This window comes from Massilia putida, from assembly GCF_001941825.1.
Lineage (GTDB): Bacteria > Pseudomonadota > Gammaproteobacteria > Burkholderiales > Burkholderiaceae_D > Telluria > Telluria putida.
In genome coordinates this window covers 5035211-5061523 of record NZ_CP019038.1, presented here as the reverse complement: position 1 = coordinate 5061523, position 26313 = coordinate 5035211, and the positions used below count along the sequence as shown (strand labels likewise).

Annotated in this window: 28 protein-coding genes and 3 pseudogenes; 22 read left to right on the top strand and 9 right to left on the bottom strand. The window is 64.3% G+C overall.

All coding sequences use genetic code 11. The features are described 5' to 3' along the window. The first annotated feature begins 38 nt into the window (after positions 1-38). Positions 39-911: a ComF family protein gene (locus BVG12_RS35295; protein WP_229503708.1), complete on the top strand. Its 873-nt coding sequence runs from the start codon at positions 39-41 to the stop codon at positions 909-911. A gap of 72 nt (positions 912-983) precedes the next feature. Further along, a complete protein-coding gene (trmL, locus tag BVG12_RS24680; RefSeq protein ID WP_075794692.1) occupies positions 984-1454 on the top strand; it encodes a tRNA (uridine(34)/cytosine(34)/5-carboxymethylaminomethyluridine(34)-2'-O)-methyltransferase TrmL in 471 nt (156 codons plus the stop codon). Positions 1455-1463: 9 nt separating this feature from the next. Here the strand turns inward: trmL and rfaE2 are convergent, their stop codons facing one another. After that, the gene (gene rfaE2 / locus BVG12_RS24675; RefSeq protein WP_075794691.1) at positions 1464-1943 is read right to left on the bottom strand and encodes a D-glycero-beta-D-manno-heptose 1-phosphate adenylyltransferase; all 480 of its coding nucleotides are present in this window, start codon (positions 1941-1943) and stop codon (positions 1464-1466) included. Positions 1944-1952: 9 nt separating this feature from the next. Further along, the gene (locus BVG12_RS24670; RefSeq protein WP_075794690.1) at positions 1953-3143 is read right to left on the bottom strand and encodes a PilT/PilU family type 4a pilus ATPase; all 1191 of its coding nucleotides are present in this window, start codon (positions 3141-3143) and stop codon (positions 1953-1955) included. A gap of 144 nt (positions 3144-3287) precedes the next feature. Between BVG12_RS24670 and BVG12_RS24665 the strand changes: the two genes are divergently transcribed. After that, a complete protein-coding gene (locus BVG12_RS24665; protein ID WP_075794689.1) occupies positions 3288-4232 on the top strand; it encodes a hydrogen peroxide-inducible genes activator in 945 nt (314 codons plus the stop codon). Here the strand turns inward: BVG12_RS24665 and BVG12_RS24660 are convergent. Next, positions 4210-4722 (bottom strand): hypothetical protein, encoded by a 513-nt coding sequence (locus BVG12_RS24660; RefSeq protein ID WP_075794688.1) that lies wholly within the window; start codon positions 4720-4722, stop codon positions 4210-4212. The two genes, BVG12_RS24665 and BVG12_RS24660, sit on opposite strands and share 23 nt — an antisense overlap. Positions 4723-4888: 166 nt before the next feature. Between BVG12_RS24660 and ubiA the strand changes: the two genes are divergently transcribed. The 4 genes from ubiA (at position 4889) to BVG12_RS34600 (ending at position 6915) form a co-directional block, all read left to right on the top strand. Next, positions 4889-5743 (top strand): 4-hydroxybenzoate octaprenyltransferase, encoded by an 855-nt coding sequence (gene ubiA / locus BVG12_RS24655; RefSeq protein ID WP_075794687.1) that lies wholly within the window; start codon positions 4889-4891, stop codon positions 5741-5743. Between the two features lie 161 nt (positions 5744-5904). After that, positions 5905-6225, top strand: a complete 321-nt coding sequence (locus BVG12_RS24650) for an ElaB/YgaM/YqjD family protein (protein WP_075794686.1) — start codon at positions 5905-5907, stop codon at positions 6223-6225. Then, positions 6225-6629: a phage holin family protein gene (locus tag BVG12_RS24645; protein ID WP_075794685.1), complete on the top strand. Its 405-nt coding sequence runs from the start codon at positions 6225-6227 to the stop codon at positions 6627-6629. The genes BVG12_RS24650 and BVG12_RS24645 overlap by 1 nt, the downstream gene beginning before the upstream one ends. Beyond that, complete coding sequence (locus BVG12_RS34600) at positions 6622-6915, top strand: hypothetical protein (protein WP_075794684.1); 294 nt, start codon at positions 6622-6624, stop codon at positions 6913-6915. The genes BVG12_RS24645 and BVG12_RS34600 overlap by 8 nt, the downstream gene beginning before the upstream one ends. A gap of 60 nt (positions 6916-6975) precedes the next feature. Here BVG12_RS34600 and BVG12_RS35890 read toward each other — a convergent pair. After that, positions 6976-7155 (bottom strand): annotated as a pseudogene (locus BVG12_RS35890) (EAL domain-containing protein); the annotation flags it as partial. A 572-nt stretch (positions 7156-7727) separates the two neighbouring features. Here BVG12_RS35890 and BVG12_RS24630 point away from each other — a divergent pair. The 6 genes from BVG12_RS24630 (at position 7728) to BVG12_RS24605 (ending at position 16667) form a co-directional block, all read left to right on the top strand. Then, complete coding sequence (locus tag BVG12_RS24630; protein WP_075794683.1) at positions 7728-8987, top strand: ABC transporter substrate-binding protein; 1260 nt, start codon at positions 7728-7730, stop codon at positions 8985-8987. 97 nt (positions 8988-9084) lie between these two features. After that, complete coding sequence (locus BVG12_RS24625) at positions 9085-11697, top strand: TonB-dependent receptor (RefSeq protein ID WP_075794682.1); 2613 nt, start codon at positions 9085-9087, stop codon at positions 11695-11697. A gap of 62 nt (positions 11698-11759) precedes the next feature. Further along, positions 11760-13121, top strand: coding sequence for a glucose/galactose MFS transporter (gene gluP, locus BVG12_RS24620; protein WP_075794681.1), 1362 nt, complete (start codon positions 11760-11762; stop codon positions 13119-13121). A gap of 56 nt (positions 13122-13177) precedes the next feature. After that, positions 13178-14479, top strand: coding sequence for an ABC transporter substrate-binding protein (locus BVG12_RS24615; protein WP_083685385.1), 1302 nt, complete (start codon positions 13178-13180; stop codon positions 14477-14479). A gap of 3 nt (positions 14480-14482) precedes the next feature. Continuing rightward, positions 14483-15196: a response regulator gene (locus BVG12_RS24610; protein ID WP_075794680.1), complete on the top strand. Its 714-nt coding sequence runs from the start codon at positions 14483-14485 to the stop codon at positions 15194-15196. After that, the gene (locus BVG12_RS24605) at positions 15189-16667 is read left to right on the top strand and encodes an ATP-binding protein (protein ID WP_075794679.1); all 1479 of its coding nucleotides are present in this window, start codon (positions 15189-15191) and stop codon (positions 16665-16667) included. The genes BVG12_RS24610 and BVG12_RS24605 overlap by 8 nt, the downstream gene beginning before the upstream one ends. 37 nt (positions 16668-16704) lie before the next feature. Here BVG12_RS24605 and BVG12_RS24600 read toward each other — a convergent pair whose 3' ends face one another. Further along, positions 16705-17112: a DnaJ-like protein C-terminal domain-containing protein gene (locus tag BVG12_RS24600; protein ID WP_156895728.1), complete on the bottom strand. Its 408-nt coding sequence runs from the start codon at positions 17110-17112 to the stop codon at positions 16705-16707. Between the two features lie 220 nt (positions 17113-17332). Beyond that, positions 17333-17467, bottom strand: a pseudogene (locus BVG12_RS34260) (alkaline phosphatase family protein); the annotation flags it as partial. 84 nt (positions 17468-17551) lie between these two features. Here BVG12_RS34260 and BVG12_RS24590 point away from each other — a divergent pair. Then, positions 17552-17926, top strand: coding sequence for a DeoR/GlpR family DNA-binding transcription regulator (locus BVG12_RS24590; protein ID WP_307189084.1), 375 nt, complete (start codon positions 17552-17554; stop codon positions 17924-17926). A 51-nt stretch (positions 17927-17977) separates the two neighbouring features. On the opposite strand, the gene BVG12_RS24585 is transcribed toward BVG12_RS24590, so the two are convergent. Continuing rightward, the gene (locus BVG12_RS24585) at positions 17978-18262 is read right to left on the bottom strand and encodes a hypothetical protein (protein WP_179966240.1); all 285 of its coding nucleotides are present in this window, start codon (positions 18260-18262) and stop codon (positions 17978-17980) included. A 337-nt stretch (positions 18263-18599) separates the two neighbouring features. Here BVG12_RS24585 and BVG12_RS24580 point away from each other — a divergent pair, with 337 nt between their 5' ends. From BVG12_RS24580 to BVG12_RS34250, 6 genes and pseudogenes are all read left to right on the top strand, one after another. Continuing rightward, positions 18600-19388 carry a glutamate racemase gene (locus tag BVG12_RS24580; protein WP_075794675.1) on the top strand — a complete coding sequence of 263 codons (789 nt, stop codon included), beginning with the start codon at positions 18600-18602 and terminating at the stop codon, positions 19386-19388. Between the two features lie 236 nt (positions 19389-19624). Then, complete coding sequence (locus BVG12_RS24575) at positions 19625-19909, top strand: hypothetical protein (protein WP_075796543.1); 285 nt, start codon at positions 19625-19627, stop codon at positions 19907-19909. Between the two features lie 87 nt (positions 19910-19996). Beyond that, positions 19997-20299, top strand: coding sequence for a hypothetical protein (locus BVG12_RS24570; RefSeq protein ID WP_075794674.1), 303 nt, complete (start codon positions 19997-19999; stop codon positions 20297-20299). Between the two features lie 140 nt (positions 20300-20439). Continuing rightward, positions 20440-21351 carry a hypothetical protein gene (locus BVG12_RS34255; protein ID WP_156895727.1) on the top strand — a complete coding sequence of 304 codons (912 nt, stop codon included), beginning with the start codon at positions 20440-20442 and terminating at the stop codon, positions 21349-21351. A 1138-nt stretch (positions 21352-22489) separates the two neighbouring features. After that, positions 22490-22663 (top strand): annotated as a pseudogene (locus BVG12_RS35685) (DNA translocase FtsK); the annotation flags it as partial. Positions 22664-22883: 220 nt separating this feature from the next. Further along, positions 22884-23543, top strand: a complete 660-nt coding sequence (locus tag BVG12_RS34250) for a hypothetical protein (protein WP_156895726.1) — start codon at positions 22884-22886, stop codon at positions 23541-23543. Positions 23544-23947: 404 nt separating this feature from the next. Here the strand turns inward: BVG12_RS34250 and BVG12_RS24560 are convergent, their stop codons facing one another. Both BVG12_RS24560 and BVG12_RS24555 read right to left on the bottom strand, forming a co-directional pair. Further along, entirely contained in the window at positions 23948-24547 is a 600-nt protein-coding gene (locus BVG12_RS24560) for a nucleotidyl transferase AbiEii/AbiGii toxin family protein (RefSeq protein ID WP_229503707.1), read from the bottom strand. Beyond that, positions 24540-24806: a type III secretion system chaperone family protein gene (locus BVG12_RS24555; RefSeq protein WP_229503706.1), complete on the bottom strand. Its 267-nt coding sequence runs from the start codon at positions 24804-24806 to the stop codon at positions 24540-24542. Before BVG12_RS24555 ends, BVG12_RS24560 begins: the two co-directional genes overlap by 8 nt. A 17-nt stretch (positions 24807-24823) precedes the next feature. Between BVG12_RS24555 and BVG12_RS24550 the strand changes: the two genes are divergently transcribed. Both BVG12_RS24550 and BVG12_RS24545 read left to right on the top strand, forming a co-directional pair. Then, on the top strand, positions 24824-25513 hold the full coding sequence (locus BVG12_RS24550) for an IS6 family transposase (RefSeq protein WP_075794672.1): 690 nt from the start codon (positions 24824-24826) through the stop codon (positions 25511-25513). After that, positions 25477-26304, top strand: coding sequence for an efflux RND transporter periplasmic adaptor subunit (locus BVG12_RS24545; RefSeq protein ID WP_083685378.1), 828 nt, complete (start codon positions 25477-25479; stop codon positions 26302-26304). The genes BVG12_RS24550 and BVG12_RS24545 overlap by 37 nt, the downstream gene beginning before the upstream one ends. Positions 26305-26313 lie beyond the last annotated feature (9 nt).

The following is a 26313-nucleotide window of genomic DNA, read 5'->3' as shown; positions in this document are numbered from 1 at the left end:
GATAATGGCGGGAGTGTACATGATGGGTAGGAATCGCGATGACGTCCCGTTATTTCCCCCTGCGCCATTGGCCGCGCGCCCTGCTGGGCGTGCTGATGCCGTCCAGCTGCGCCCTGTGCGGGAGCGGCTGCGATGACGTCGTGTGCGCGGGCTGCCGGGAGGCGTATGCGCAGAGGCGGACGACGCGCTGCGGGCAGTGCGCGAATCCGCTGCCTGCAGAAACACCGTCGCTCCCGCGCAGGCGGGAAAGTGCGCCCTGGCACTCTCGCGCCAATCTTGCGTGCGCCGCCGGCGGCACGAACTTGGCCCCCCGCCTGCGCGGGGGCGACGTGAACAGGGGCGCGGATCACGCACATGCTGCGATGTTGATCTGCGGCACGTGCCTGAGCAATCCACCCGCCTTCGACGCCACCGTGGCCGCCGTCGACTACGCGATTCCGCTCGACCAGCTCGTCCTTCAATTAAAATTCGGCGGCCGCCTCGCGCTCGCGCCCTGGTTCGCGCGCCAGATCCGCGACGCCGTGCTGGCCAGGGCCGGCCTGCCGCTGCCCGATCTGCTGTGCCCCGTGCCGCTGGGTGACGGGCGGCTGGTCGAACGCGGCTTCAACCAGGCGCTGGAAATCGCACGGCCACTGGCGGCGGCGCTCGGGGTAGCATGTCATCCGGCGCTGGCGCTGCGCACGCTCGACACAAAGGCCCAGTCGGGCGTGGCGCCGAGCGTGCGGGCGAGCAATGTGCGCGGCGCGTTTACCGTGGCCGATCCGGACCTCGTCGCAGGACGCCACGTCGGCCTCGTCGACGACGTCATGACGAGCGGCCACACGCTGGGCGAACTGGCCGCCACATGCAAACGGTTCGGCGCGGCGCGGGTGACGAATTTCGTGTTCGCGCGCACGCCCCCCGGTAAGTAGTACAACTTGGATGCACGCCTGCGCGGCGAGCCATTGCCGCACGGAGGCAACGACACATTTTAGGAGAGTAAATTGTTTCACGTCGTACTGGTCGAACCCGAGATCCCGCCCAACACGGGCAACGTCATCCGCCTGTGCGCGAACACGGGGGCGCAGCTGCACCTGATCGAGCCGCTCGGCTTTCCGCTGGACGACGCCAAGATGCGCCGCGCCGGCCTCGACTACCATGATTACGCGACGATGAAGGTCCACAAGAACTGGGACGCCTTCCTGCATGATGCCAACCCGGACACCGCGCGCATGTTCGCCATGACGACGCACGGCTCCGCGCCGTTCGCCGATAGCACGTTCCGTCCGGGCGATGTGTTCGTGTTCGGCGCGGAATCGCGCGGCCTCGACCCGGCCTTGCGCGAATCGTTCCCGCCGGCCCAGCGCATCCGCCTGCCGATGATGCCGGGCAACCGCAGCCTGAACCTGTCGAACACGGTGGCCGTCGTCGTCTACGAGGCGTGGCGCCAGAACGGGTACGCGGGCGGCGGCTGAGCCGGTGGTTCAGCCGAACTGGCGGATTCTGGCGACGAGCTTGGTCGTCGAGCGGTCGTGCGCGAAATCGATCGCGACGGCCTTGCCGCCGTAGGCGAGCACGGCCTTCCCTTCCGGAATCTCGCTCATGACGTAGTCGCCGCCCTTCGCGTAGATGTCGGGACGGGCTTCCTGGACCACTTCCAGCGCCGTATCCTCGTCGAATTCCACGACGAGGCTGACGGCTTCCAGCGCGGCCAGCACGGCCATGCGGTCTGCCAGCGTGTTGAGCGGACGGTCGTCGCCTTTGCCCAGGCGTTTCACCGAGGCGTCCGTGTTGACCGCGACGACGAGCGACGCGCCCAGTTCACGGGCCTGGGCCAGATAAGTGACGTGGCCGCGGTGCAGGATGTCGAAGACGCCGTTCGTCAGCACGACCGGTTTCGGCAGGTCGGCGATGCGTTGCGGCAGGGTGGCGCGGGTGCAGAGTTTTTGTTCGAAGGTAGGCATGACTGCATTCTAACTCGCGGCCGGCGGTTCCTCTTCCGGCTCGTCCATCAGCATCGACAGCTCGGCCGGCTTGGCGGCTCCGCCGCCCTCCCCCGGCGCCTTTCTTTCGCCCGACAGCTTGATCTGCAGGCGCAGGCCGTTCGCGGAATCGGCGTTGCGGATGGCTTCGTCGTAGCTGATGAAGCCTTTGTTGTAGAGCTCGAACAGCGCCTGGTCGAACGTGCACATGCCCAGCTCGCGCGACTTCTGCATGATCTCCTTGATGCTCTGGAAGCTGCCTTTCAGGATCATCTCGCCGATGGTCGGCGTGTTCAGCAGGATTTCGATGGCGGCCTTGCGGCCCTTGCCGTCTTCCGTGCGGACCAGGCGCTGCGACACGATGGCGCGCAGGTTCGACGACAGGTCCATCAAGAGCTGGTTTCTACGCTCTTCCGGGAAGAAGTTGATGATGCGGTCCATTGTCTGGTTGGCATTGTTCGCGTGCAGTGTGCCCAGGCACAGGTGGCCCGTTTCGGCGAACGCGATCGCGTGCTCCATCGTTTCCGTGTCGCGGATCTCACCGATCAGGATCACATCCGGCGCCTGGCGCAGTGTGTTCTTCAGCGCGTTATGCCACGACAGCGTGTCGACGCCGACCTCGCGGTGCGTGATGAGGCAGCTTTTGTTCTTGTGGACGTATTCGACCGGGTCCTCGACCGTGATGATGTGGCCGGCCGAATTGCTGTTGCGGTAATCGATCATCGCCGCGAGCGTCGTCGACTTGCCGGACCCCGTGCCGCCGACCACGAGCACGAGGCCCCGCTTCGTCATCACGACATCTTTCAAGACCTCGGGCAGGTCGAGCTTTTCGAAGTTCGGGATTTCCGACGCGATCGTACGCACGACCATGCCGACGCTCTGCTGCTGCACGAATACGTTCACGCGGAAACGGCACACGCCCGGCAGGGAGATGGCGAAATTGCACTCCATCTCGGCCTCGAACTCGGCGCGCTGCCGCTCGTTCATCAGCGACAAGGCGAGCGCGCGCGTGACCTCGCCCGTCAGGCGCTGGTTGCTCAGGGGTTTCATGGCGCCCTGGTGCTTCATGCTGGGCGGGAAATCGGCCGAGATGAACAGGTCGGAGCCGCCCTGGTGATTCATCACCGTGAGCAGCTTGTGCATATAGGCCTGCGCTTCCGCCGGACCGAATGTCGAAGACATGGGATGCCTCATTGTTAACGCATGGCAACATCGCCAGCCCGGCCATTATATCCATGGCTTTACCGGTAAAATAGTGCCAGACTGCCTAAAACGCAGGCAAACGTATCTTCCAGAACACGGCCGGTAAGAACATACTTAGAACCCATGACACTGACCGAACTGAAATACATCGTCGCCGTCGCGCGCGCCCGGCATTTCGGGCATGCGGCCGAAGCCTGCTTCGTCGCTCAGCCCACGCTGTCCGTCGCCATCAAGAAACTCGAGGACGAACTCGGCGTGACCCTGTTCGAACGGGGCGGCTCGGAAGTGTCCGTCACGCCGCTGGGGGCGCAGATCGTCGCGCAGGCCGAGCGCGTGCTCGAGCAGACGGCCGCCATCAAGGAATTGGCCAAGCAGAACAAGGACCCGCTGGCCGGTCCGCTGCGCCTGGGCGTGATCTACACGGTGGGTCCGTACCTGTTGCCGCCGCTCGTGAAAAACCTGATCGAGCACGTGCCGCAGATGCCGCTCATCCTGCAGGAAAACTTCACCGTCAAACTGCTCGACCTGCTGCGCCAGGGCGAGCTGGACGCCGCCATCATGGCCCTGCCGCTGCCGGAACACGGCATGGCCGTGCAGCCGCTGTACGACGAACCGTTCGTCGTCGCCATGCCGAAGAACCACCCGTGGGCCACGCGCGCGGACATCTCGGCCGAAGACCTCAAGAGCGAGACGATGTTGTTGCTGGGCACCGGCCACTGCTTCCGCGACCAGGTGCTGGAAGTGTGCCCCGAGATGGCGCGCTTCTCGTCCTCGCCGGGCAACGGCATGCAGCGCACGTTCGAAGGCTCGTCGCTGGAGACGATCCGGCACATGGTGGCGAGCGGCATCGGCCTGACCGTGCTGCCACGCGCGTCCGTGCCGGACATGAAAGACCCGAACGGCATGCTGACCTTCGTCCCGTTCCAGGACCCGGCGCCGTCGCGCCGCGTCGTGATCGTGTGGCGCAAGAGTTTTACGCGCCGCGCCGCCATCGATGCCGTCGTGAAGGCCGTCGCCGATTGCGGCCTGCCCGGCGTCGAGATGGTCACGCTCCAGGCCGCGGCCTGACGCGCGTCTGCAGGGCCGCCGGCACGACCGGTTGCGCCGTCCGACTGCCCGGGTCGCGGCACGGACCGGCACGGCGCCCGCTGAAGGCGTCGGCCAGTTCCGCGCCGCGGCGCGGCAATTCGCTCATCGGCGCGCAGCGCACCACGTCCCACGTCGAGCCGGCCTGCTTGAATTCCACGGCGCTCACCGCATAGGCGCGCCCGCCCTGTTCCACGGCCACCATGGCGGTGTCGCCGTTCACGATGCCGAGCGCGAAGCGGCGCGTCGGCATGTTGTCGGCGCGGACGTCGCCTTCGTTGAAATCCTCGCCGCGGTCGGCGATCCCGTCCGCGCCGAGTCCCACGCCGAGCAGCGCCTGGATGCCGGCCGGCAGTTCGCGCAGCGACTGCGCTTCCGTCCAGCCTCCCCGCTCCGCCTGTCCGCCGGCGTGCGCGAGCGTACAACAGCCGAGCCCAATTCCGGCCAGCATCACCATGGTTGCGAACCGCATACGAATGTCTCCTTAGTCGAAAGCGGCAGCGTAAATCCTGCGCAGATTGCATGCCTTGTGCATCGTCGACGTGCGCGCGATCGGTTCCCGCGATCGACGCCGTACCGCCGGGCGCGCCCCGACAGGCTACAATCCTGACCTTGCAGATATTCAATCAACACGAATGATGAACAAGCTGGCGCTCTATTTCCGCCTGGTCCGTGCTCACAAGCCGATCGGCATCCTGCTGCTGTTGTGGCCGACACTGTGGGCCTTGTGGATGGCATCCGGCGGGCATCCCGATCCGTTGTATCTCGTGATCTTCATCGTCGGCACCGCGCTGATGCGATCCAGCGGCTGCGCGATCAACGATTACGCCGACCGTGACTTCGACCGCCACGTCAAGCGTACGGTCGACCGCCCGCTGACCAGCGGCCGCATCAAGGGCTGGGAAGCGCTGATGGTGGCGGCCGTGCTCGCGATCGTCTCGTTCCTGCTGATCCTGCCCTTGAACACGCTGACGAAAGAACTGTCCGTCGTGGCCGTGATCGTGGCCGGCAGCTATCCGTATTTCAAGCGCTTCTTCGCGATCCCGCAGGCCTATCTCGGCATCGCGTTCGGCTTCGGCATCCCGATGGCCTTCGCCGCCGTGCAGAACCACGTGCCGGCCGTGGCGTGGTGGCTGCTGGCCGCGAACGTGTTCTGGTCGGTCGCGTACGACACGGAATATGCGATGGTCGACCGCGACGACGACCTGATCATCGGCATCCGCACGTCCGCCATCACGTTCGGCCGCTACGACGTCTTCGCCATCATGGTGTGCTACGCGGCCGCGCTCGGCATCGACCTCGCCTGCGGCTGGATGCTGGGCCTGCGCTGGTGGTTCGTGGCGGGTATCGCGGTGGCGGCCGGGATGGCCGTCTACCACTATACGCTGATCCGCGGACGCGACCGCATGAAGTGCTTCGCCGCCTTCAACCATAACAACTGGTTGGGTGCGGCCGTGTTCGCTGGTGTCGCGCTAGACTATGCTTTAGGATAATATTGTCCGTAACACAACCAGGGACGCCGAAAAACCGGCTGCGTGTTGCGGCTTTGACTTGCGATGCCCGCCGTACTCCTCGTACAGCAGCGCTTCGCGGTCGAATCTGCTGCCGTTCGCGACGGTCTTTCGAGGTCCCTAACCGATAACGAGAGGTTCACATGATGGAAAAAATCCCGACCCAGACCGGCGCCCGCGACCAGTTGCTGTCCGACCTGAAGACCGTCATCCAGGACGCGGAAGCGTGGCTGCGCCACAGCGGCCACCTGACGGGCGAAGAGTTCAAGGTCGCCAAGGCCAAGTTCGAGCGCACCCTCGTCAAGGCCAAGGAAGACATCATCCGCCTGGAAGAGGTTGCCGTCGAAAAGGCCAAGGTCGCCGCCAAGGCCACCGACGAATACGTCAAGGAAAACCCGTGGAAGGCCGTCGGCCTCGGCACCGCAGTCGGCGTCGTGATCGGCATGCTGATCGCCCGTAAATAATGGCATTCTTCGCGACGGCCGGCCGCATCGGGGCGACTCTCGTCGCCATGGCGAGCACGCGCCTGGAGCTGGCCGCCGTCGAATTCCAGGAAGACGCACGACGCCTGCTGGGCCACCTCGCGTGGACCCTGCTGGCCGTGTTCCTGGCGGCCGGCGCCCTGCTGCTGGCGGCGCTATTCGTCATCGCCATCTTCTGGGACACCTACCGCCTGCAAGCCGTCGGCGGCATGGCCGTGCTGTTCGGCTTTGTTGCCGGCATCATCTTGCTGAAGGTGCGTGCCAGCATGAACGCGGAGGCGCCGCTGCTGTCCGCCACGCTGGCCGAGCTGCGCGACGACATCGATTACCTGCGCCAGGGCGTAGCCCACCACGCGGCGCAGCATGCGGGAGCGGGCGATGAATAAAGACAACCTCGCCGCGCGCCGCGCCGCGCTGATCGAACAATGCGCCGAACAGCGCGTGGGCCTGGCCTTCGAACTGAACGCGCTGCGGCCGTCCAAGGTGATGGCCGGGCTGCCGCTGGCAGGCTACGTCGCGGCCAACCGCAAGCTCGCGCTGGGTGCGGCCGGTGCCGCGCTGGGGCTCGTCCTCATGCGCCGCAAGCGCCTGGCCGGCGTCGCCACGTCGGCCCTGTCCGCATGGAAGATGGCCCGGGGCGCGCTGGGCATCCTGGCGCAGCTGCGGCGCTGATCCCCCGCCCGTGTCATGCGGGCGGAACACCCAACCGGAGTCACTCGGCAGCCTGGCGTCCTGAATCGCCGGGAGAAAGGACGCCGGCGTCGCGATGCCGCCGTCCCGACGCCACCCGCGCGCCGGCGCTTCGGCGCCAACGACACGGTTCGTGATCAGCGATGCCTTGGGCCGGTAATAGAGGATGAGCTCCTTGTCACGCAATCCCCGAGCGATCCCGGCCTCGCTAAACGTAGGCATTGGCGTCTCCGCAATCATGATGTGCACGATAAGCTCGGCCTGCTCGGTCCATCCGGCGTCATCGACATAAGCCATGCGTGCGACAGCGCTGTGGGTAGTTCATTTGATTTCACATGGATGGCACACTTGTCGGGTGCGGAATCGTCAAGAATGCAGCAGTCGCGCAACGACGGGATGAAATCCGGAACAAGGAGACCGATCTATGGCACGCCCGGCCACCACAACGTCGCGTGGTTGGTACATTGATGGTTCGAAGCAAGACGAATCGACACGCCCGACCTGCACCGTCGATGTTCATGGCCGGTGACTGTCGGTAAGCAAGCAGGAAGTTTTGTAAAGTTTTGTAAGCGAATCTTGCGCAAGCTTGCACAGGCCACCGCGGGCGGAGCGCAGTCCCGCTCTTGGACAAGCGCCCAACGTAACAATAAGTAAGGCTCATGCATTTCGCTCGATTTTATCCTCAATAAAATCAACTACTTATCAATTCCCGGAAGGCGCCTTCTCCGCCATGGTGTTACGTAACATCGGCTGCTAGCATGGGTCCACTGTATTCATGCCGATGAGAGGAACCCATGTCCGGCCTGCGCCTGCGCGCCCTTCGACGCTTTCTCCTGCTTGCACTGGCGCCCCTGTGGCTGTCCGCGCACGCCGGCACGATCGTGCTCGAGAGCTGGCGCACGGACGACCGCGACCTGTGGGAATCGGTGCTGATTCCGGCATTCGAGCGCAAGCACCCCGGTATCAGCGTGCGGTTCGCGGGTACGGCGCCGACGCAGTACGATGCCGCCCTGGCCGACCGCCTCGCCGCCGGGACGGCAGGTGACGTCGTCGCGTGCCGGCCGTTCGACGTGTCGCTGGCCTTGTACCGCAAAGGCTACCTCGAGCGGCTGAACGGCCTGCCCGGGATGGAACATTTCAATGCGCGTGCCCGCCTGGCCTGGCAGACCGACGATGGGCGCGATGTATTCTGCCTGCCGGTGGCCTCCGTGCTGCACGGCTTCTTCTACAACAAACGGATCTTCGCGCGCCTCGGGCTGCAGGTGCCGGAGACGGCCGAGGAATTCATCGCCGTCCTCGAGGCGGTGCGCCGCACGGGCACCGTGCCGCTCGCCCTCGGCACGGCCGATCGCTGGGAAGCCACGCAGACGCTGTTCACCAACGTCGGTCCTGCCTGGTGGGGCGGCGAAGACGGCCGCCGGGCGCTGGCGACGGGGAAGGCCCGCTTCACCGATGCCCGCTTCATGGCGGCCCTGGCGTTCGAAAGCCGTCTCGCGCCCTATCTCGGCCATGGGGTCGCGGGCCAGGGCTACGCCGACAGCCGGCGCCAGTTCGCCGATGGCCAGGCGGCCGTCTATCCGGCCGGTTCCTGGGACATCGCCTATTTCAACAAGGTGCCCGGCCTGGAACTGGGCGTGTTCCGGCCGCCCGTCGTCCATCCCGGCGAGCGCTGCCAGGTGACGGACCACATGGATATCGGCGTCGGCCTGAACCGCCATGCACGCAACCGGGAAGACGGCTGGAAGCTGCTGGCCTGGATGGCCACGCAGGAATTCGCCGACCTGTACACGAACGGCGCCGTCGGCTTCTTCTCGCTGTCCACCCACCTGATCGCGATCACCGATCCGCTGGCCAAGCAAATGGCGGGATGGCGCGACCGGTGCGGCACGAGCTTCCGCCTGAATGCGCAGTTCCTGAACCGCGGCGCCGTACCGCTGGAGCAGGTGCTCTGGGACGTCAACGCCGCCGTCCTGAACGGCAACATGTCGGCGCGCACGGCCGCGCAGCGCCTGCAGCAGAACATGGACCAGTGGCACCGGCCGCCGGTCCGATGATTTCACACCCTCCTCAGATGTGTGGATGGCCCGGCGTGCGGTGCGCGCCGGGATTTTTTAGAGACAGTCCAATAACCAACAAGAACAGGAAGCAGAGATGACGTACAACGTGCCACGCAAGAAACGCCTGCCGCAGCTGATCACCTTCGCACTGGGAGCCGTCGCCTGGCAGGGCGCCTGGGCCCAGGCCGACGCGCCCGCCGCGCCCGCCGCCGACTCCATGCAGCAGGTCGAGGTTCACGGCCTGCGCGCCACACAGAAACGCAACCTCCTGGAGAAGCGCGACGCGACCAATATCGTCGATACCGTGAGCGCGGAAGACGTGGGCAAGTTCCCGGACAAGAACGTAGCGGACTCCCTGCAGCGCCTGCCCGGCATCTCGGTCGACCGCACCTGGGGCGAGGGCCGCGACATCTTCGTGCGCGGCACCGACAAGAACCTGAACATGACGCAACTGAACGGGCAATCGGTGGCGTCCGCCTACTGGTGGAAGAACGATTCGCAGAGCCGCGGCTTCAACTACGACATCCTGCCGTCGGAACTGGTGGGCAGCCTGGACGTCTACAAGAGCCCCTCGTCCGACCTCGACGAAGGCAGCATCGGCGGCCTGGTGATCGTCAAGACGCGCAAGCCGCTGCAGTTCAAGGAAACGGTGACGGGCCAGTTCTCGGCCGAAGCCACCTACAGCAAGCTGCCGAAGAAGACCGACCCGCAGCTCTCCGGGCTGTTCAACTGGCGCAACCCGGAACGCACGGCCGGCATGCTGATCGCCGTCAGCCAGCAGAAGCGCACGATGCGCCGCGACGGCCTGGAAAACTTCACCGACGCGACCAAGTACACCATCGTCGACCAGAACGGCGCCGTCACGCCGAACGCCTACGCGTCCTGGGGCGGCGGCACACCGATCTTCCGCCAGAACCGCGAGCGCCAGACCGGCAACCTGACCCTGCAACTGCGCCCGACCGCCAATTCCGACGTGTCCCTGAACTACCTGCATTCGTACATGGACATGGACAACAGCAACCAGAACTACCTGTGGCAGATCGGCGGCCTGGCGGATGCGACCAACACCATCCACATCACCAACCCGCGCTTCATCACCACGTCCGACGGCACCAAGGCCGTCGTGGGCGGCACCGTCGGCCCGACCACGGGCGTATCGTTCGAGCCGATCTACCGCGACGCGTTCGTGAAGTCGCGCGTGCTCGACCTGGAGGGCAACCTGGACGGCGATACCTGGCGCCTGCATGGACAAGCCGGCACCACCTCGGCAGCGGGCGGCAGCAACCATGACCGCAACTTCTGGTTCACCGGGAACACGCGCGCCACCATCAACATCGCGCCGGACACGTACGAGGTGCACTACCTCGACATGAATCCGCTCGACCCGACCAAGCTCACCCTGCAGAGCGCACGCGACTGGATCCGCCGCATGGACGGCAAGGAAAGCTATGCCCAGGCCGACCTCGAGATGGACGTCGACAACAGCTTCATCAAGTCGGTCAAGGTGGGGGCCAAGTTCCGCGACAACGAGGTGCGCAACCACCGCATCATCGGCACCGACGGGCCGGGCCACCCGGGCTGGCAATCGTACTCGCTGGCGGACCTGTCGACCGGCGCGTCGCCGCCGATCAGCCAGCGGGCCGCCACCGCCGGTTCGCTGACGCAGTTCGCCTGGGTCGACGACGGCCTTGCCGCCAGCAAGGGCTTCGCCATGTACGACAAGGGCATGACGTATGCTGAGGCGATGGGCGAGTACTACCGCATCAAGGAACGCATCTCGGCCGCCTACGTCAAGGCCAACTATGCCACCGGGCCGTGGCGCGGCGACTTCGGCGTGCGCGTGGTGCGCACGCGCCAGACGTCGGAGGCGAACCAGGACCTGGCCGGCACCGGCGTCTACTCGCCGGTCAGCATCGGCCGCACCTATACCGACGTGCTGCCGAGCCTGAACGCGGTCTACGAGCTGCGCAAGAATCTGCTGCTGCGCGGCGCCATCGCGCGCGTCATGGCGCGCAACACCTACAGCGACCTGTCGGCCAGCACGGAAGTCAGCGGCACGACCAACGCCGCCACCGCCGGCAACCCGCTGCTCAAGCCCTACCATGCCGACCAGTGGGAACTGGGCGCCGAATGGTATTTCGCCGATGCCTCCATGATCTCGGGAACCGTGTTCGGCAAGAAGCTCGACACCTTCATCTACACGTCGACGGCGATGGAAAACGTGGCCGGCGTGATGCGCCCGGTCACCCGGCCGCACAACGCCGACAACGGCGAGACCGTGAACGGCCTCGAACTGCAGTGGCAGCAGGCGTTCGGCAACGGCTTCGGCACGATCGTCAACTACACGTTCACCGATGCGAAGACCGGTGCCCTGGCCGGCGGCCGCAAGCTCAACGTCGTGGGCAATTCGCGCAACCAGCTCAATGTCGGCCCATACTTCGAACGCAACGGCTTCTCGGTGCGGATCACTTATAACTACCGGTCGAAATCGTACGGTGGCCTGGACGAGGGTGGCCAGGACGTGACGAGCGCATACGGCCAGTGGGACGCCAGCGCGAGCTGGGACATCACGCCACAGTGGAGCCTGTACGCCAACGCCGTCAACATCGCGAACGCCGTCATCCGCACCAACACGACGGACGGCCTGCCGGTCGGCGTGTACGAAAACGGTTCGCGCTACAGTCTCGGCGTGCGCGCCAAGTTCTGAGCGGTCCCCTCCCGGCGCGGGCAGCGGCCCGCGCCGCCACCGTTACATCACTTCGGATCACTATGGTTTCTGACAATGCGCGTCCCGCGCCGGCCCGGGCGGACTCCACGCTCCAGGTCGTGCTGGCGATGCTGTTCATCGGCATGCTGTTCTTCATCGTCGGCTGCGCCACCTGGATCAACGGCTCGCTGATCCCCTTCCTCAAGATCGTCTGCAACCTCAACAACTTCCAGGCGCTGTGGGTCACGTTCGCCTTCTACATCGCCTACACGGTGATGGCGCTGCCGGCGGCGGCCGTGCTGGCGCGTACCGGCTACCGGCGCGGCATGGCGCTGGGCCTGGGCATCATGAGCCTGGGCGCGCTGCTGTTCATCCCGGCCGCGCGGTCCGGCCTGTACGCCCTGTTCCTGCTGGCCCTGTTCACCCTGGCGACCGGCACGACGCTGATGCAGACGGCCGTCAATCCCTACATCGTCTGCATCGGCGCGCGCGACAGCGCCGCCATGCGGATCAGCATCATGGGCCTGTTCAACAAGACGGCCGGCGTGCTCGTGCCGATCCTGTTCAGTTCCGTCGTGCTGTCCGGGATGGAGGGCTACTCGGAACAGGGCTTCCTCGCGCTGGACGAGGCGGGCCGCGCCGCGCTGCGCGCCGCGCTCGCCGAGCGCCTCGTGCGGCCGTATGCGCTGATGGCCGGCATCCTGCTCGCGGTCACCGTGGTGGTGGCGCTGGTGCCGCTGCGCGAGATCGCGCCGGAAGGCGCCGGCACGCTCAAACCGACGCGCTTCGGCGTACTGCGCTTTCCCCAGCTCGTGCTGGGCGCACTGGCGCTGTTCGCGTACGTGGGCGTGGAAGTGATCGCCGGCGACACCATCGGCCTGTACGGCCGCCACCTGGGTGTCCCCGGCTTCGCATCGCTGACGTCGTTCACGATGGCGTTCATGGCGGTGGGCTACGTGTGCGGCGTCGTCGCCATCCCCCGCTGGCTGTCGCAGAAGCGCGCGCTGCAGCTCTCGGCCGCCGCCGGCATGCTGCTGACGCTGGGCGTCACGCTCGGCTCGTCCAGCGACACGACGCTGTCCCGGCTCCTGCTCGGCTGGACGGCGCTGCCGCAGCTGCCGGACACGGTCCTGTGCCTGGCCATGCTGGGCTTCGCCAACGCCCTGGTCTGGCCCGCGATCTGGCCGCTGGCCCTGGACGGCCTCGGCCCGTACACGGCCAGCGGCTCGGCCCTGCTCATCATGGGCATCGCCGGCGGGGCGCTGCTGCCGATCCTGTACGGCGCACTGTCCGACCACACGGGCGTCCAGGCCGGCTACTGGCTGCTGCTCCCCTGCTACGTCTGGATCCTGTTCTACGCGTTCAAGGGCCACGCCTTGCGCGCCTGGCGCCGGGACGCAACGGGCGGCCCGCGGTGCGGATGAAGGCCGGTCTTTCTTCGCTATAATGAATCGATCACCGTTCGACGACACGAGGCGCAATGGCAGGAGTTTGGCGGCATGCGGCAACCGGCTGGTCCGGCACGTGGCGCCGGCGCGTTCCGGCCTGGACGCTGCTCGCCTGCAGTCTCGCGGCCAACGCCTCGCCGGGCCCGGAGTCGCTCCAGGTGCTGCACTGGTGGACCTCGGCCAGCGAGCGCAATGCCGTCGAGGTGCTGGCCACGCGCCTGGCCAGGGAAGGCATCGTGTGGAGCGACGGCGCGGTGCCCGGCGGCGCCGGGCTGGCGGCCGGCAAGGTCCTCAAGAGCCGGGTCCTCGCGGGCACTGCGCCCGACGTCACCCAGATCATCGGGGTCGCGATCGGAGAATGGGCGGAACTGGGCCTGTTGCTGGAACTCGACGCCCCGGCCGCAGCGGGCAACTGGGACAAGGTGATGTTCCCGACCGTCTGGAACCTGGTGCGGGAACGCGGGCACACGGTCGCCGCGCCGCTCGGCATCCACCGCATCAACACCGTGCTGTACAACCGCAAGCTGTTCGCCCACCTCGGACTGGCGCCACCCTCGACCTGGGCCGGCCTGGAAGCGCTGGCGCCGAAGCTGCGCGCCGCCGGCGTGGCTCCGTTCGTGCAGAGCAGCGAACCGTGGCAGGTGGCTTCGTTGTTCGAGAACCTCGTGCTCTCGGTCGGCGGCCCCGATTTCTATCGCGACCTGTTCGTGCGCCAGAGCGCGGAGGCGGCGGCCGATCCGCGCCTGTTCACCGCGCTCGTGCGCCTGCGCCAGATGAAGTCGTGGATGGCGCCGGTGCAAGAACAACCGTGGACGGACGTCGTCCGCCGCTTCGCGCACGGCGAAGGCGCCATGCTGGTGATGGGCGACTGGGCGAAGGCCGAACTGAATACGCTGGGCTTCAACGTCGACGACGATTTCGCCTGCGTGGCCATGGCCGGCACCGGCCAGCTGCACCTGTACAGCGTCGACACGCTCGCCATGTTCGCCAACGACTACGCGCACTCGGCCGCCCAGGAAAAGCTGGCGCGCATGGTGATGACGCCCCAGGCGCAGCAGCAGTACAACGCCGCCAAGGGCTCGGTGCCGGTCCGGCGAGACGCCGCCACGACCGGCATGGACAGCTGCGCGCGCGCCTCCTGGACCACGTTCGCGCGCGGCGCCGCAGTGCAGGTGCCGAGCCTCGTGCACCGCATGGCGACGGGCGACGAAAGCCGCGACGTCATCATCGCGGAAGTCAGGCGCTACTTCGTCGACGACACCGTGCCCGCCGGGCAGGTGCAGAAGCGCCTCGCCACCGTATTCCGGACTTTCACATCGCGACTCCACAGATAAGCCATGACCCGCAAGATCCTCATCGTCGATGACGACCAGAAGACCCGCACCCTGCTCAAGACCTACCTGGAAAGGAACCAGTATCAGGTGCTGCTGTCCCACAACGGCGAAAGCTTCCTGGCGGAGCTGAACACCTACGCCGACCAGCTCTCGCTCGTCATCCTCGACGTCATGCTGCCGGACACGGACGGTTTCGCGCTGTGCCGCATCGTGCGGCGCCGCTCCAACGTCCCGATCATCATGCTGACCGCCAGCTCGGACGAGACGGACCGCGTGGTCGGCCTCGAGCTGGGCGCGGACGACTACATCGCCAAGCCGTACAGTCCGCGCGAGCTGCTGGCACGCATCAAGGCCATCCTGCGCCGCACCGGCGCCGACACCCATGCCGCGCCGCGCTACTACCGCTTCAACGGCTTCACGCTGGACGCGGTCGAACGCACCGTGACCGACAGCGACGGCCAGCTGGTGCCGCTGACGGGGCTGGACTTCCAGCTCCTGAAATACTTCGCCGAACACCCGGGCGACATCCTCGACCGCGGCGCGCTGTGCGAAGAGACCCGCGGGCGCGACGCGGGTCCGCTCGACCGCTCGCTCGACGTGCAGATCAGCCGCCTGCGGCTGCGCCTGAAGGACGACGGCAAGCAGCCGATGCTGATCAAGACCGTGCGCGGCGTCGGCTATGTGTTCGCGGCGGAAGTCGGCGTGTCGCATGGCTGAGCGGCGCCGGCGCTTCTGGCCGCAATCGCTGTCGGGCCGGCTGACGCTGGTGATGGTGGCCGGCCTGCTGCTCACCCAGGCCGCCACCGGCCTGATCTGGGGCGCCCAGCTGCGCACGCGCGCCGAGGCCGACGCGCGGGTCGCGGCGCAGTACGTGGGCCAGGGAGCGGCCAGTTCGATCCGCTTCTTCCGCAGCCTACCGCCGCGCTACCGCAGCCTCCTGATCCAGCAATTCCGCGAGATGGGCGGCACACGCTTCTATGTGGCGCTCAACCACGCCGCGGTGCCGGTGCAGCCGATCGCGCTGAACCCGCTCGCCGACCAGGTGCTGGCCACGCTCGGCGCCACGCTGCGCGCCGACCTGCCGGGCGAAGGCAAGTTCCGGCTCGCATTCGCCTGGCCGGACCAGCTGGCCGTCACGCCCGACGGCCTGCGCCTGGCCGACCTGCCGGACACGTGGATACGCCACGTGTTGCTGCTCAAGCCGGATCCCGCGCCCATCCTCGTGATCCAGACCCAGCTCGAGCCGGGCAACTGGCTGTACCTGGCCACCTTGATGCCGAACCCGTATTTCCTGAACGGCTACGATCCGCTGTCGATGGACCGGCTGGTGCCGCAAGCCCTGTCGCTGCTGGCCGTGCTGTTGTTGTCGATCGTCGTGGTGCGTTCGATCACGCGGCCGCTCGCCGCGCTGTCCGATGCCGCCGAGGCGTTCGGCAAGGAAGAACAGGCGCCCGCCCTGCCCGAAACCGGCAGCCGCGAATTCGTCAACACGGCGCGCGCCTTCGCCGCGATGCGCGAGCGGATCGCCCGCTACATCGCCGACCGCGACCGGCTGTTCGTCTCGATCTCGCACGACCTGCGCACGCCGATCACGCGCCTGAAGCTGCGCGCCGAACTGCTCGACGACGATGCGCTGCGCAACGACTTCGAGGAGGACCTGGACGAGCTGGACATGATGGTCAAGGGCGCGCTGCAATGCGTGAAGGACAGCGACATCCACGAGAATCCGACCGCGATCCGGCTCGATCCGCTGCTGCGCCGGCTGGTCAAGAGCGCGTGCCTGGCCGGCCACACGGTCGGCTTCGAGGACAGCGGCGTGACCGTGCACGGCAAGCCGCTTGCCCTCAAGCGCGCGATCGGCAACCTGCTCGACAACGCCCTGTACTACGGCGGCCGCGCCGACATCGCCGTGCGCCGGCGCGACGGCCGGGTCGAGATCGTCGTGCGCGACCACGGCCCAGGCGTGCCGCAGGATGCGATCGCGAGCCTGTTCGAACCGTATGTCCGTCTCGCCCACGGGCGCACGCGCAACGACACGGGACTCGGTCTGGGCCTGGGCATCGCGCGCAGCATCGTCGAGGCGCACCGGGGCCAGCTCGTGCTGGACAACCATCCCGAGGGTGGACTGGTCGCCACGATCCTGTTGCCGGACGAACGGCAGGCCGGCGACGCGGATCTGCCGGCATGACCGCAGGACGGTTGTCCCCGATACGCGCCGCGTGCGATCAGTCGCGGCAGCTCAACCGCAACGTTTCGTTCTCGCGCGCAACCACGCGCACCGCCTCGCTGTCGCCGCAACGATAGACGATCCGCAACCGCTTGGGCTCGCCATGCGCCGGATCGCCGCACAGCTGGTTGCCGACCCGCACATTCCCGTTATTACGCTCCATTTCATCGCGCACCGCCCGGCGCGCGTCGCACGTCGCGCCGTGCGAACCGTATTCCGCGTCTTCGATGAACACGCGGGGCCAGCCACGATGCGGACCGCGGTCGCCGCGCGCATCGCGCTGGCCGGCCGCGTAGCCGTCGTCATAGCCACGGCGGTATTCGGCGCTCTGGGCGAACGCGGATGCCGACGCGGCGGTCAACACGAGGATGGCGGCAAGACGCATGCCAGGTATGTTGATTTTCATTTTTTTCTCCTGATCAAATAATGATCGATGCTATCGCGCCGTGCCGGCGCGATCTGTACGCATGACCACAGTGTGTCAGCGCCCATCAGGAAAAGCTGTGGAGGCCGCTGTAAGAGACGTTTCAGTCTGTAAGGCCGCGCAGGCGCCGCGACTGCGCCCGCCGGTAAGCGCCGGAGCTGTCGCTGAACAGGCAGCGGATCAGCGGATCGTCGACGACGTCTGCGTCCGCCAGGTCGCCGCGGACGGCGCGACGCCATGCGCTGATGTTCGGTTCCATCACGCCGAAGCGGCGCTCGAGGAAGCGCAGGATCGACGTGTGGTCGAACACCTGCGCGTTCACCCGGCCGCCCTTGCTCTTCAGGCGGCCGTCGTCCCAGGCGGCCTGCGCGTCCGGCCACGTGTGCGGCAGATCGAGCGCGGGCTGTACGCGATGGAGTTGATGGACCATCCGGACAGCGAGGTCATCATGCTCGGCGGCCGCCTGTTCCGGCACTCGGCCGTGGGCGTGGGCGCGGCGACGCTGGAAGCGATTGCACGCGTGCGCGCCGACACGTATTTCATGGGCGTGACGAGCGTGCATCCGGACAGCGGGCTGTCGACCGGAGATTACGAGAAAGCGTGCATCAAGCGCGCGCTGTGTCATGCGGCGGCCGAGACCGTCGTGCTCGCCTCGTCGGAGAAGCTGGCGACGGCGTCGCCGTATCGGATCGTGGGTCGTGCCGCGATCAGCGGGATCGTGGTGCCGGAGCGGACGGCCGAGGAACTGCTGCGGCCTTATCGCGATCTCGGGATCGTGCCGACACTGGCCGGGTAGGGATTCACGAACAGGCAGAAGTCGGCTAAACGCTGCCGGTCACGATGGTATCTATGCCCGGCGGCGCCGGCGTCCGGCGCAGGCCTGCGCAAAACCGTCGAGGACGTGCGCCGGCAGCATTTTCAGCATGCCATGCAGGACCAGCGGCACGAGCACGAACTCATCGACCGCCCCAAGCACGGGCACGGCGAAATTCAACGGCTCGACAGCTAACAACCCCAGGCCAGCCAGCCCGGGCAACAGCCAGGCAGGGCGTTCCTCATGCCGGAGTGCGAACCACAGCAGGCGCAGATCCTGGCCGGCGACCACGCGCCACAATGCAAAGATGCGTTTCAAGGCTCCCTCCATGGCTTGGGACGTTTCGATGCCCCCTAGATGGGTCTTCCAGGCCTGAACGCAATGGATAATTGAAGAAAGTCGACGCGATCAGACGGCGCTCCCGGCCAGACTTGCGTGTAGCTGGGGCCAGCCGGTCGCGTTATTGGATATCCGCAATCGATCCACCGCTGCCGCTCGCGACGGTTCATGGTTCTTTCACTTTCAATTTGGCAAGATGCGATGCCGGACCGAACGGCCGAGTTCGGCGAAAAGGAAACGTCCGAGGACGCTATAAAACCGGGACGCCGGTCTCCGGCTCACGTAGAATGCGTCGACTTACAGATCAGATCGAGACATGGAACTTCATCGTCCAATCGGCATCTTTGATGCCGGAATCGGAAGCTATGCAATTGTCGAGCGCGTACGTGCGCGATTTCCGAGACAAGATATTCTTTACTTCGCCGACCGTGCGAGCTTCCCATATGGGACGAAGACGCACAGTGAACTTTTGTTGTGCGTGCAAAGTGCGACGCAATATCTACAAAAAGAGGGATGCGTTGCAGTCGTTCTCGCGTCGAATGCGCCAAGTGTCGTAGTCCTCGAACCCTTGAGAGCCGCAGTTTCGATGCCGGTGGTTGGAATCTTTCCTCCCGTACGCGAAGCGGTCAATCACTCGAACACCAAGAAGATTGCCGTTCTCGGTGTTCGCTCAATGGTCACCAGTGAAGCTATGCAAAGGTATGCAGAGCAAAACCGTGAAGCTGGCAGCCAAGTGTTCCTTGTGAACGCGTCGGCACTCGTAGATCTCGTCGAGAGCTTTACGTTCATTAACGATCCACAGCGGACGCAAGATCTGGTCACAAGATTTATTGCTGATCTCCGCAGTTCACACCCGGACATTGATGTCATGACGATGTCCTCTACGCATTTGCCGTGGCTGAAATCCTTCTTCATGTCGGCTGCGCCGGACGTTTTGTTTATCGATCCAGCAGACACGGTGTTGGGCGAGCTCGATCCGTTTACTTCGAACGGACGAGGGCTAACCCGCTGTATCGCAACCGAAACCCCGGACCTGACGCTGGAAGCATTCAATCACGCGCTACAAGCACTGGGAACACCCCACCGGGCAAGTCTCAGAGATTGAGCGCGCACGACAATCGATAACGCCCGTTACTCGTCGTCGTGCCACATCCCGGACCGACTGACTTTGGGGTGTCCCGACGGGCTGCTTGGGGAAGGCCGAGTGGCCGGATCGGGGCAAATCCTGCCGGTCGTGACGGTTCGCGCCTTTTCGCATTGGCGGCTGCTGTGCTGCGCTGAATGGCCGAGATCGGCCAGAAGCAGACGTTGCAGTCGAGCGAATTTCTCTGGAGACCAAAGATGAGCACCCAGGACGAGAAAGAATTGTACCGGCGAGTTGATGAGGTCCTGCACTACCTTTGGGATCCAATCGGCGTCTCAGGCATACCATTGGCGAGGGAAGAATATCAATCGTACGTACCCCAAGTGGTTGCGCTCCTGAACGAAAATGCGAACACGAAGCGACTTGCTGGTTACCTCAACGAGGTCGTTACCAAACGGATGGGACTTCGTGAAAACGCAGACGCCACGCTGCATGTTGTTGCTGTACTCCAGGACTGGAAAGCGGCGTTAACGGCCGCTTAGGGTCGACAGTTGCCGTACACTGAACGGCCGAGACCGGCCAAGAGCAGACTTTGATACCCAGAAAGAATCGGTCTTTATTTCTTCCCTATGCAACTTTTCGACGCTATCTTCCTTGCGGTGCAGATGCCGGATGACTCAGTGATTTGTGCGCGGGCGCCGTTCCATCAAACCAGTGAGGCTGTGATTATTCGAACGGAAGAGGATCGTTCCATTCCTGAGCAGGTCAAGGCAGAGGGCTACGTTTACTTCCTTGAGACCAGCGGCGTGAATGAGCTGTTAGAAATGATCGGAAAAAAGCGCAGCTCGAGGGAGACCAAGGTCGAGTTCGTGTGTTACTACGCCTCTTGGGACGCCTATCCCGCCTGGTCGTTCGATCTTGAAGATGTGTAACCGCGACTTGCGAAGTGTCCGCTTCGGGTCGGGACCGGCCTGTCGCGACAGACAGCAGCCTGCATAACCGGACGGCCACGGCGGGATAACGTGAGATCAGGTCAACGGACAATCGAACGTTTCACTATTGTTCAAATGAAATGAAACACAAATACAAAACGAACGTGTTAACCCGACTTGGTTTGCTTGCTACGCTGACGCTGCTAGCTTTCCCGACAGGCGCAGCGGAACAGGACAACATACCGATCCACTTCATCAATGGCCTGCCTTTTTTCGCAGTGAACATCGGTACAGTTCGTACGGAAATGATGTTTGATTCGGGCGGTCCGTTAGGCATTTCGGTCCCCGAATCAACCATCGCAAGGTCAGGCTCGGTCACTCTTCTTCCGGAAACAGCAAAATTCCGTGATATCCACGGTAAAGTCTACGAAGTACCCATGTTGATGGCTAAGGATGTAGTAATCGGCAACACGATTCTTCCGCCAATCAAGGGAAGGGTTCACGTCCAATGGGGAGGCACTCCCGACGACGCGGACGACGCGCTGACGCGTGCTCGAAAATCAGGCGCATTCGGTCTTGCAGCGTTCGGGGAACGACCTATCATGCTTGACTACGCGCACGCCACAATGACCATTTATCCAGCCGGCCAAGGTCCGCAACCAAGCGATGCTCATTGGCATGCCCTACACCTCGAGTTCGGTAAAGAGGGGCCATACGTCATACTCTTCGTTGCCGGCAAGCCGTTGAAGTTCGTACTCGACACTGGGACTCCTTCCACAATTGTGAAAATCGAAACTTTACGAAGTGTCACGAGCGGTCGTTGTGACACAGGAGTCGATGCTAAGAACTGCGACCCCGACCTGCTAACTGACGTGCGCGATAGCAGCGGTCATCAACTTGGTGCGCTTCACGCACATCCTGTATCACTAGGCGGTGCACCTTTCGACGGGCTGTTAGGGGCCTCGTTTTTTTCGGGCCGTCGCGTCGTGTTCGACGTCGTTGCACATCGGCTGCTAATCGCTGCGCAGGACGAGGCAGCAAGGACCCAGTGAGGACTGCGTGATAAGACGCTCTTCGGAGTAACCGATACTGAACATCGCCGACGAAATAATGGCAACGTCTGGTTCGGGTCGGTTCCGGCCGGTGGTGACAGTCCGTGACTTTTACGGCTTGGCAACATGCTATGCTGGGTTGAACAGCCGGGCTCGGCCAGCAGCGGACGGTCAAAAGAAGAGCGAGGAAATGAAAAAGACACAGCGACAGTTGGTAAAAGAATCGTTCACAAAGTCATTTGATGAAAGCTAAGTTGAATAGATTTGCCGACGGGTTTGGGCGTTTCACGCACGGGTATTTGGGCCTGAAACGGTCCACTGGCACGCCGTGGCGTAGCCATAAAGTTGCAAATTGCAACAAGAATGCCGCGTAACGAAGGGCGTTAGTTAGGTAACGGGAGCTGCCGAGGGATCGACCCGAGGCTCATCGGATGCTCGGGCTCAGGCAACCTGGGACATTGTGGGTATCCGGATAATGAATACGGATCAGTGCGGTGCGCACTCAGCATCGTCATCCGAGCTGGCGGATTTTTCGTGGCACGTCACAGGTCCTGGCGCAAAGCGCCCCCTTCAGGGGCAGTGGTCAGGTACGATGCTGGTGTTCCCGGCTCTCCTTGGAGTGGCCAATGAAAAAACAGGAGCCGTGCGGACCGGATGGGTCGTTGGTAATTGCCGAGAGATCGACGAAGGAGGCTTGGAGAAGCGCGAATAACCGGGTTCATCGGGGCCAAGAGCAGGCCTCCGTTTGGTAGCTCGGACCCGGCACAGCTCTGCGCCAGATTAGACGGGGATTGCCGAACACCACGGCTTTGCGAGCCGGAGCGGAACAGAAAAAAAATGCCCGCTGGGAAGCGGGCTGAATCTAACTTCTTGAAGGAAGATAGAGGAGACATTTTCATTATGCTGCAACGCACAATAGCTGTCCAATGACGGTTTGTGATACCTGTAATGCGTTTGGACGATGTCTCACAACGCCGTGCCAATAACTCGACATTACAATAAGTATTGTCGAGTTTACAACTAACGCTAGGATGAGGCCCTTGATGTGGAGCGGCGTCAGCGTTGGGCGCGGGCGACGAAACATCAAATCAGACGCTCAAGGATCCGGGAAAAAAGAAACGTTGAGTTCAAGTCGGACGACCCCTTGTACTACCAAGCAGTTGCGATTGTTCTGAAAACTCAAAACCCCAGCATTTTGCTTCTGCAAAGACACCTGATGATAAAGTATCCTCGGGCAGCTCGACTTATGGAACAAATGGAAAAGGCCGGATTTGTGTCTCCGATGCAATCGAACGGCACGCGACGGATAATGAGTTCGGAAATCGTGGTTGAGCCATCACCAGTCTCGGCCCCCACACTCTCCGATGATGGGCCGGCCCCGAAGAAGCGACCCTGGTGGGCGAAGATACTGGGATAACACCCCGCGCAAGCCCATCGCGAAGGCGCTTGCAACCACGTGGCGGCACATCCGTCAGACTCCTCGCTACACCGCGCGCCGCCCTGGCGAAGCATCAACACTTGAGGAGAACCACATGTTCGGTAATGTCCGCGATCCGGCCAGCCCCGATACGGCCGAGGCGGCGCCGGCCAAGCCAATGTCCCCGCTGGCCGAGCAAGCCCAAGCCTTCTTTGCCGGGAAGGCCGGTAAAGTGTCCGTCGCCTCGGCCCCACGCGCGATGCGACGAGGTACCCCGGTGCCGCAACGAGCTGCCCCAACACGACCTGCAGTAGCCCTGGCGCCGGCATCGCGCTCGCCGTTGCCCCTACTGCCGCCGTCGCCCGCGCGCGTGAAGCGCAAATGGCTGAAGAAGCCGACATCATCGACGACGCGTTCGACTTCGACGCGCCGGGCTGCTGACCTCCTCCGCGGCCTCTACAGGTCAGCGGTTCGCGGCTACCTTCCCTCCAGCAACCTTCCTCTACGAGTCAAAATGACCGATCAATACAAGAAAATCGCCAGAATGAACTCATGCCCGTGGAAATTGATGAACATCGCGAGTACGGTAGCCGCGTCAGCGTTGTCGTCAATAATCAAGACCCTGCAGGTGTGGGAGGCTGCTGTAGGTTCATCATCGTGCGGCCAGCTCAGCTGGCGTTCGACCGCTTTGCCATTGTTAAAAGAATCTTATCAAGCAGTTCACATTCATGACGCTCGTTTCCGGGAGCGACGACATGCTCGACGGTGGAAATAGGCTTTGCGAAAATGCCCCTGTCATCACTCTGGGCGCCTGCCCTCACGTATAACGGGATCTGCAGTCAGGAGTGACCCGAACTTCGATCCGGCGCCTGCAGTGGACGCCGAAAGACAGGCTCCAGCCTAGCCGCGCAAGGCCGGTTGAGCGCAACACACGGGCGGGGGATCAGCTGCCGGGAGGCCTCGGGCCACTGTCCGGTTGCCGCTCTTCGTCGGCCGGTTCTGCAGCTGGCGGCGTCGAAAGCGCGCGGGCGTACACGTCGCGCACGGCGGCCGCAAGCGTGGCTGGCGCCCTGCCCCCGTCCTAGCGCGCTGCCGGCGCAAATGAAGACTCTCCACGCAGCACCGCAGGGATCTGGTCGGCCAGGGCTGGCGCCATGTGCATCTTGGCCAGGCACTGGCTCAGGTACGCGCGATCGCTGACCATTTCGATGGCGCCCTGGTAAGCGCGCTCGGCCGACGTTCCATAAGCCTTGCGCACCTTCTCCCAGGCCCCCTCCGGCACCTGACCCCAGTGCCCGATCTCATGGCCAGGTCGATGATGTCGCGGCTGGCCACGGCCTTGTCGCGGTACCGGTCGGCGTTCGCGAGCAGCTTCTCGGCGTACATGTCGGCTCGCGCCAGCGTGGGCACGCCCGTGGCCGGGTCGACCGCGCCGTCGATCTGGATACGCCCTTCGCTGACGATCTCGAATTTGACCGGCACGTCGTCGACGCGCAGGAAGGTACGGATGCCGTAGCGGTCCGCACGCACCTCGCGCGCGAGCTCCACGGGCCGGGCGAAGATCGCCCCGAGCGATCCGTTGTCGATCGTGTTGCGCAGCTCCCGGTAGCCGTCCTGGGACGCGCACAGGAAGTCGATGTCGACCGATTCACGATATTCGTCCAGCGCGAGAACGATCGCCGTCCCGCCGCCGAAAAAGCACTGGTTCTGCTTGAGGAAATCGGTATTGAGGGAAGCCAGCAACGCCTGGATGCGCTTGTGGTGCTCGCGCTTATACATTCATGAGCCCGTTACCGTAGGTTGCGGTCAAACAGTCGATCAGTTCACGCTCATCCTGGTCGAGACGGTCCTGCTCGACGAAGCGCCAGTTGCTCTCGTAGAGCCCGAACGCCTCCTCGGCCGTGATTTCGTCACCCGGTTGCCGGCTCCAGGCGATGAGGGACAGCTGCGGATACTGTCCGATCTTGAGGGTGGCGGGCGGCGGGTTTTGTCGCGTTGACGGCATGCCCGCGCTCATCGGGTAGACTGTGGCGCCCATACGCTCCGTGATTTGACATGCTCAGCTTCAAAGGAATGCGCTTTCCGGTCGACGTCATCCTGGTCTGTATCCGCTGGTACGCGGCTTACCCGCTGAGCTACCGGCACATCGAAGAAATGATGGGAGAGCGCGGCGTGTCGGTGGATCATTCGACGATCAATCGCTGGGCCATCCGTTTCCTGCCAGTGATCGAAAAGCTGTCACGCCAGCACAAGCGCCACATCGGCACCAGCTGGCGGATGGACAAGACCTATATCAAGGTCAAGGGGACTTGGTGCTATCTCTACCGTGCTGTCGACAAGGAAGGCAAGACGGTCGACTTCCTCCTGACGGCGCATCGTGACGTCTCAGCCGCTAAGCGGTTCTTCGCCAAAGCCATCCGTGAGAACGGCGTGCCAAACAAGATCGCGATGGACAAAAGCGGCGCTAACAAGGCAGCGATGGATGAAATCAATGGCGGCACGGCGGTGCCAATCACTGTACGTCAGGTCAAGTACCTCAACAACATAGTCGAACAGGACCATCGTGCGATCAAACGCTTGACCAGGCCGATGCTGGGCTTCAAGTCATTTTGCGCTGCCACCAATGTGCTCGCGGGCGTCGAGCTCATGCACATGATCCGCAAGGGACAATTCGCGATCGATGGCGTCGCCACATCGGTTGCTGACCAATTTTATGCGCTGGCAGGACTGGTCCGTCCTGCATAAGCCAAAGTCATGCTCGGCCTGGAACAATCCTCTTTGCGTTCAACAACGCGACAGAACCGGCGAATGCCGACCGCGCCCGCACGCTGGGGTCGAGCGGCTTGCTGAGCAAGCAGCAGACGACGCAATACCTGACCGTGGAACGCAGCGCCGAAGCGCGCCTGCGTTCCGCCGAAGCGCGCCTCGCCCAGCAGCGCCTGCGGCTGCGCCAGACGCGCATCGCCGCTCCCGACGACGGCATCGTCTCGGCGAGGAGCGCCACGGTCGGCGCGGTGGCGCAGCAGGGCTCGGAACTGTTCCGGCTGATCCGCAAGGGCCGGCTGGAATGGCGCGCCGAGGTGCCATCGGGCGACCTGCAGCGGATCAAGCCTGGCCAGACGGTGCGCGTGGCGGGCACCGACGGCAAGGTCGTGGAAGGACGCGTGCGCACCGTCGCGCCGCTCGCGGACGTCGTGTCGCGCAACGCCCTGGTCTACGTCGATCTGCCGCCCACGGACCGGGTGCACGGCGGGATGTTCGTGAGCGGCGAATTCGAACTGGGACGCATTGCGGCGCTGAGCGTGCCGGAAAGCGCCGTCGTGACGCGCGACGGCCACGACTACGTCTATCAGATCGCGTCCGGCAACCGGGTCAGACAGACGCGCGTGGACCTCGGCCGTCGTGCGGGAACGCGTGTCGAAGTGCTGGGCGGCCTGCAGGACTCGGCACGGCTGGTCGGCCGCGGTGCCGGCTTCCTCGCCGACGGCGACCTGGTTGACGTGGCCGCTGCACCGGCCGCGCTGGCCGCCAAATGAAACGGGACG

What these genes read in the sequence shown, in the direction of transcription:
- gluP (WP_075794681.1), top strand. Translation starts at nt 11,760, where the DNA reads ATGGTTTCTGACAATGCGCGTCCCGCGCCGGCCCGGGCGGACTCCACG.
- BVG12_RS24560 (WP_229503707.1), bottom strand. Translation starts at nt 24,547, where the DNA reads ATGTATAAGCGCGAGCACCACAAGCGCATCCAGGCGTTGCTGGCTTCC.
- BVG12_RS24625 (WP_075794682.1), top strand. Translation starts at nt 9,085, where the DNA reads ATGACGTACAACGTGCCACGCAAGAAACGCCTGCCGCAGCTGATCACC.
- BVG12_RS24550 (WP_075794672.1), top strand. Translation starts at nt 24,824, where the DNA reads ATGCTCAGCTTCAAAGGAATGCGCTTTCCGGTCGACGTCATCCTGGTC.
- ubiA (WP_075794687.1), top strand. Translation starts at nt 4,889, where the DNA reads ATGAACAAGCTGGCGCTCTATTTCCGCCTGGTCCGTGCTCACAAGCCG.
- BVG12_RS24630 (WP_075794683.1), top strand. Translation starts at nt 7,728, where the DNA reads ATGTCCGGCCTGCGCCTGCGCGCCCTTCGACGCTTTCTCCTGCTTGCA.
- BVG12_RS24650 (WP_075794686.1), top strand. Translation starts at nt 5,905, where the DNA reads ATGATGGAAAAAATCCCGACCCAGACCGGCGCCCGCGACCAGTTGCTG.
- BVG12_RS24570 (WP_075794674.1), top strand. Translation starts at nt 19,997, where the DNA reads ATGCAACTTTTCGACGCTATCTTCCTTGCGGTGCAGATGCCGGATGAC.
- BVG12_RS24670 (WP_075794690.1), bottom strand. Translation starts at nt 3,143, where the DNA reads ATGTCTTCGACATTCGGTCCGGCGGAAGCGCAGGCCTATATGCACAAG.
- BVG12_RS24610 (WP_075794680.1), top strand. Translation starts at nt 14,483, where the DNA reads ATGACCCGCAAGATCCTCATCGTCGATGACGACCAGAAGACCCGCACC.
- BVG12_RS24600 (WP_156895728.1), bottom strand. Translation starts at nt 17,112, where the DNA reads ATGAAAATCAACATACCTGGCATGCGTCTTGCCGCCATCCTCGTGTTG.
- BVG12_RS24615 (WP_083685385.1), top strand. Translation starts at nt 13,178, where the DNA reads ATGGCAGGAGTTTGGCGGCATGCGGCAACCGGCTGGTCCGGCACGTGG.
- BVG12_RS24590 (WP_307189084.1), top strand. Translation starts at nt 17,552, where the DNA reads ATGGACCATCCGGACAGCGAGGTCATCATGCTCGGCGGCCGCCTGTTC.
- BVG12_RS24605 (WP_075794679.1), top strand. Translation starts at nt 15,189, where the DNA reads ATGGCTGAGCGGCGCCGGCGCTTCTGGCCGCAATCGCTGTCGGGCCGG.
- BVG12_RS24645 (WP_075794685.1), top strand. Translation starts at nt 6,225, where the DNA reads ATGGCATTCTTCGCGACGGCCGGCCGCATCGGGGCGACTCTCGTCGCC.
- BVG12_RS24575 (WP_075796543.1), top strand. Translation starts at nt 19,625, where the DNA reads ATGAGCACCCAGGACGAGAAAGAATTGTACCGGCGAGTTGATGAGGTC.
- BVG12_RS24660 (WP_075794688.1), bottom strand. Translation starts at nt 4,722, where the DNA reads ATGCGGTTCGCAACCATGGTGATGCTGGCCGGAATTGGGCTCGGCTGT.
- BVG12_RS24665 (WP_075794689.1), top strand. Translation starts at nt 3,288, where the DNA reads ATGACACTGACCGAACTGAAATACATCGTCGCCGTCGCGCGCGCCCGG.
- BVG12_RS35295 (WP_229503708.1), top strand. Translation starts at nt 39, where the DNA reads ATGACGTCCCGTTATTTCCCCCTGCGCCATTGGCCGCGCGCCCTGCTG.
- BVG12_RS34600 (WP_075794684.1), top strand. Translation starts at nt 6,622, where the DNA reads ATGAATAAAGACAACCTCGCCGCGCGCCGCGCCGCGCTGATCGAACAA.
- BVG12_RS24580 (WP_075794675.1), top strand. Translation starts at nt 18,600, where the DNA reads ATGGAACTTCATCGTCCAATCGGCATCTTTGATGCCGGAATCGGAAGC.
- BVG12_RS34250 (WP_156895726.1), top strand. Translation starts at nt 22,884, where the DNA reads ATGTTCGGTAATGTCCGCGATCCGGCCAGCCCCGATACGGCCGAGGCG.
- BVG12_RS34255 (WP_156895727.1), top strand. Translation starts at nt 20,440, where the DNA reads ATGAAACACAAATACAAAACGAACGTGTTAACCCGACTTGGTTTGCTT.
- rfaE2 (WP_075794691.1), bottom strand. Translation starts at nt 1,943, where the DNA reads ATGCCTACCTTCGAACAAAAACTCTGCACCCGCGCCACCCTGCCGCAA.
- BVG12_RS24555 (WP_229503706.1), bottom strand. Translation starts at nt 24,806, where the DNA reads ATGGGCGCCACAGTCTACCCGATGAGCGCGGGCATGCCGTCAACGCGA.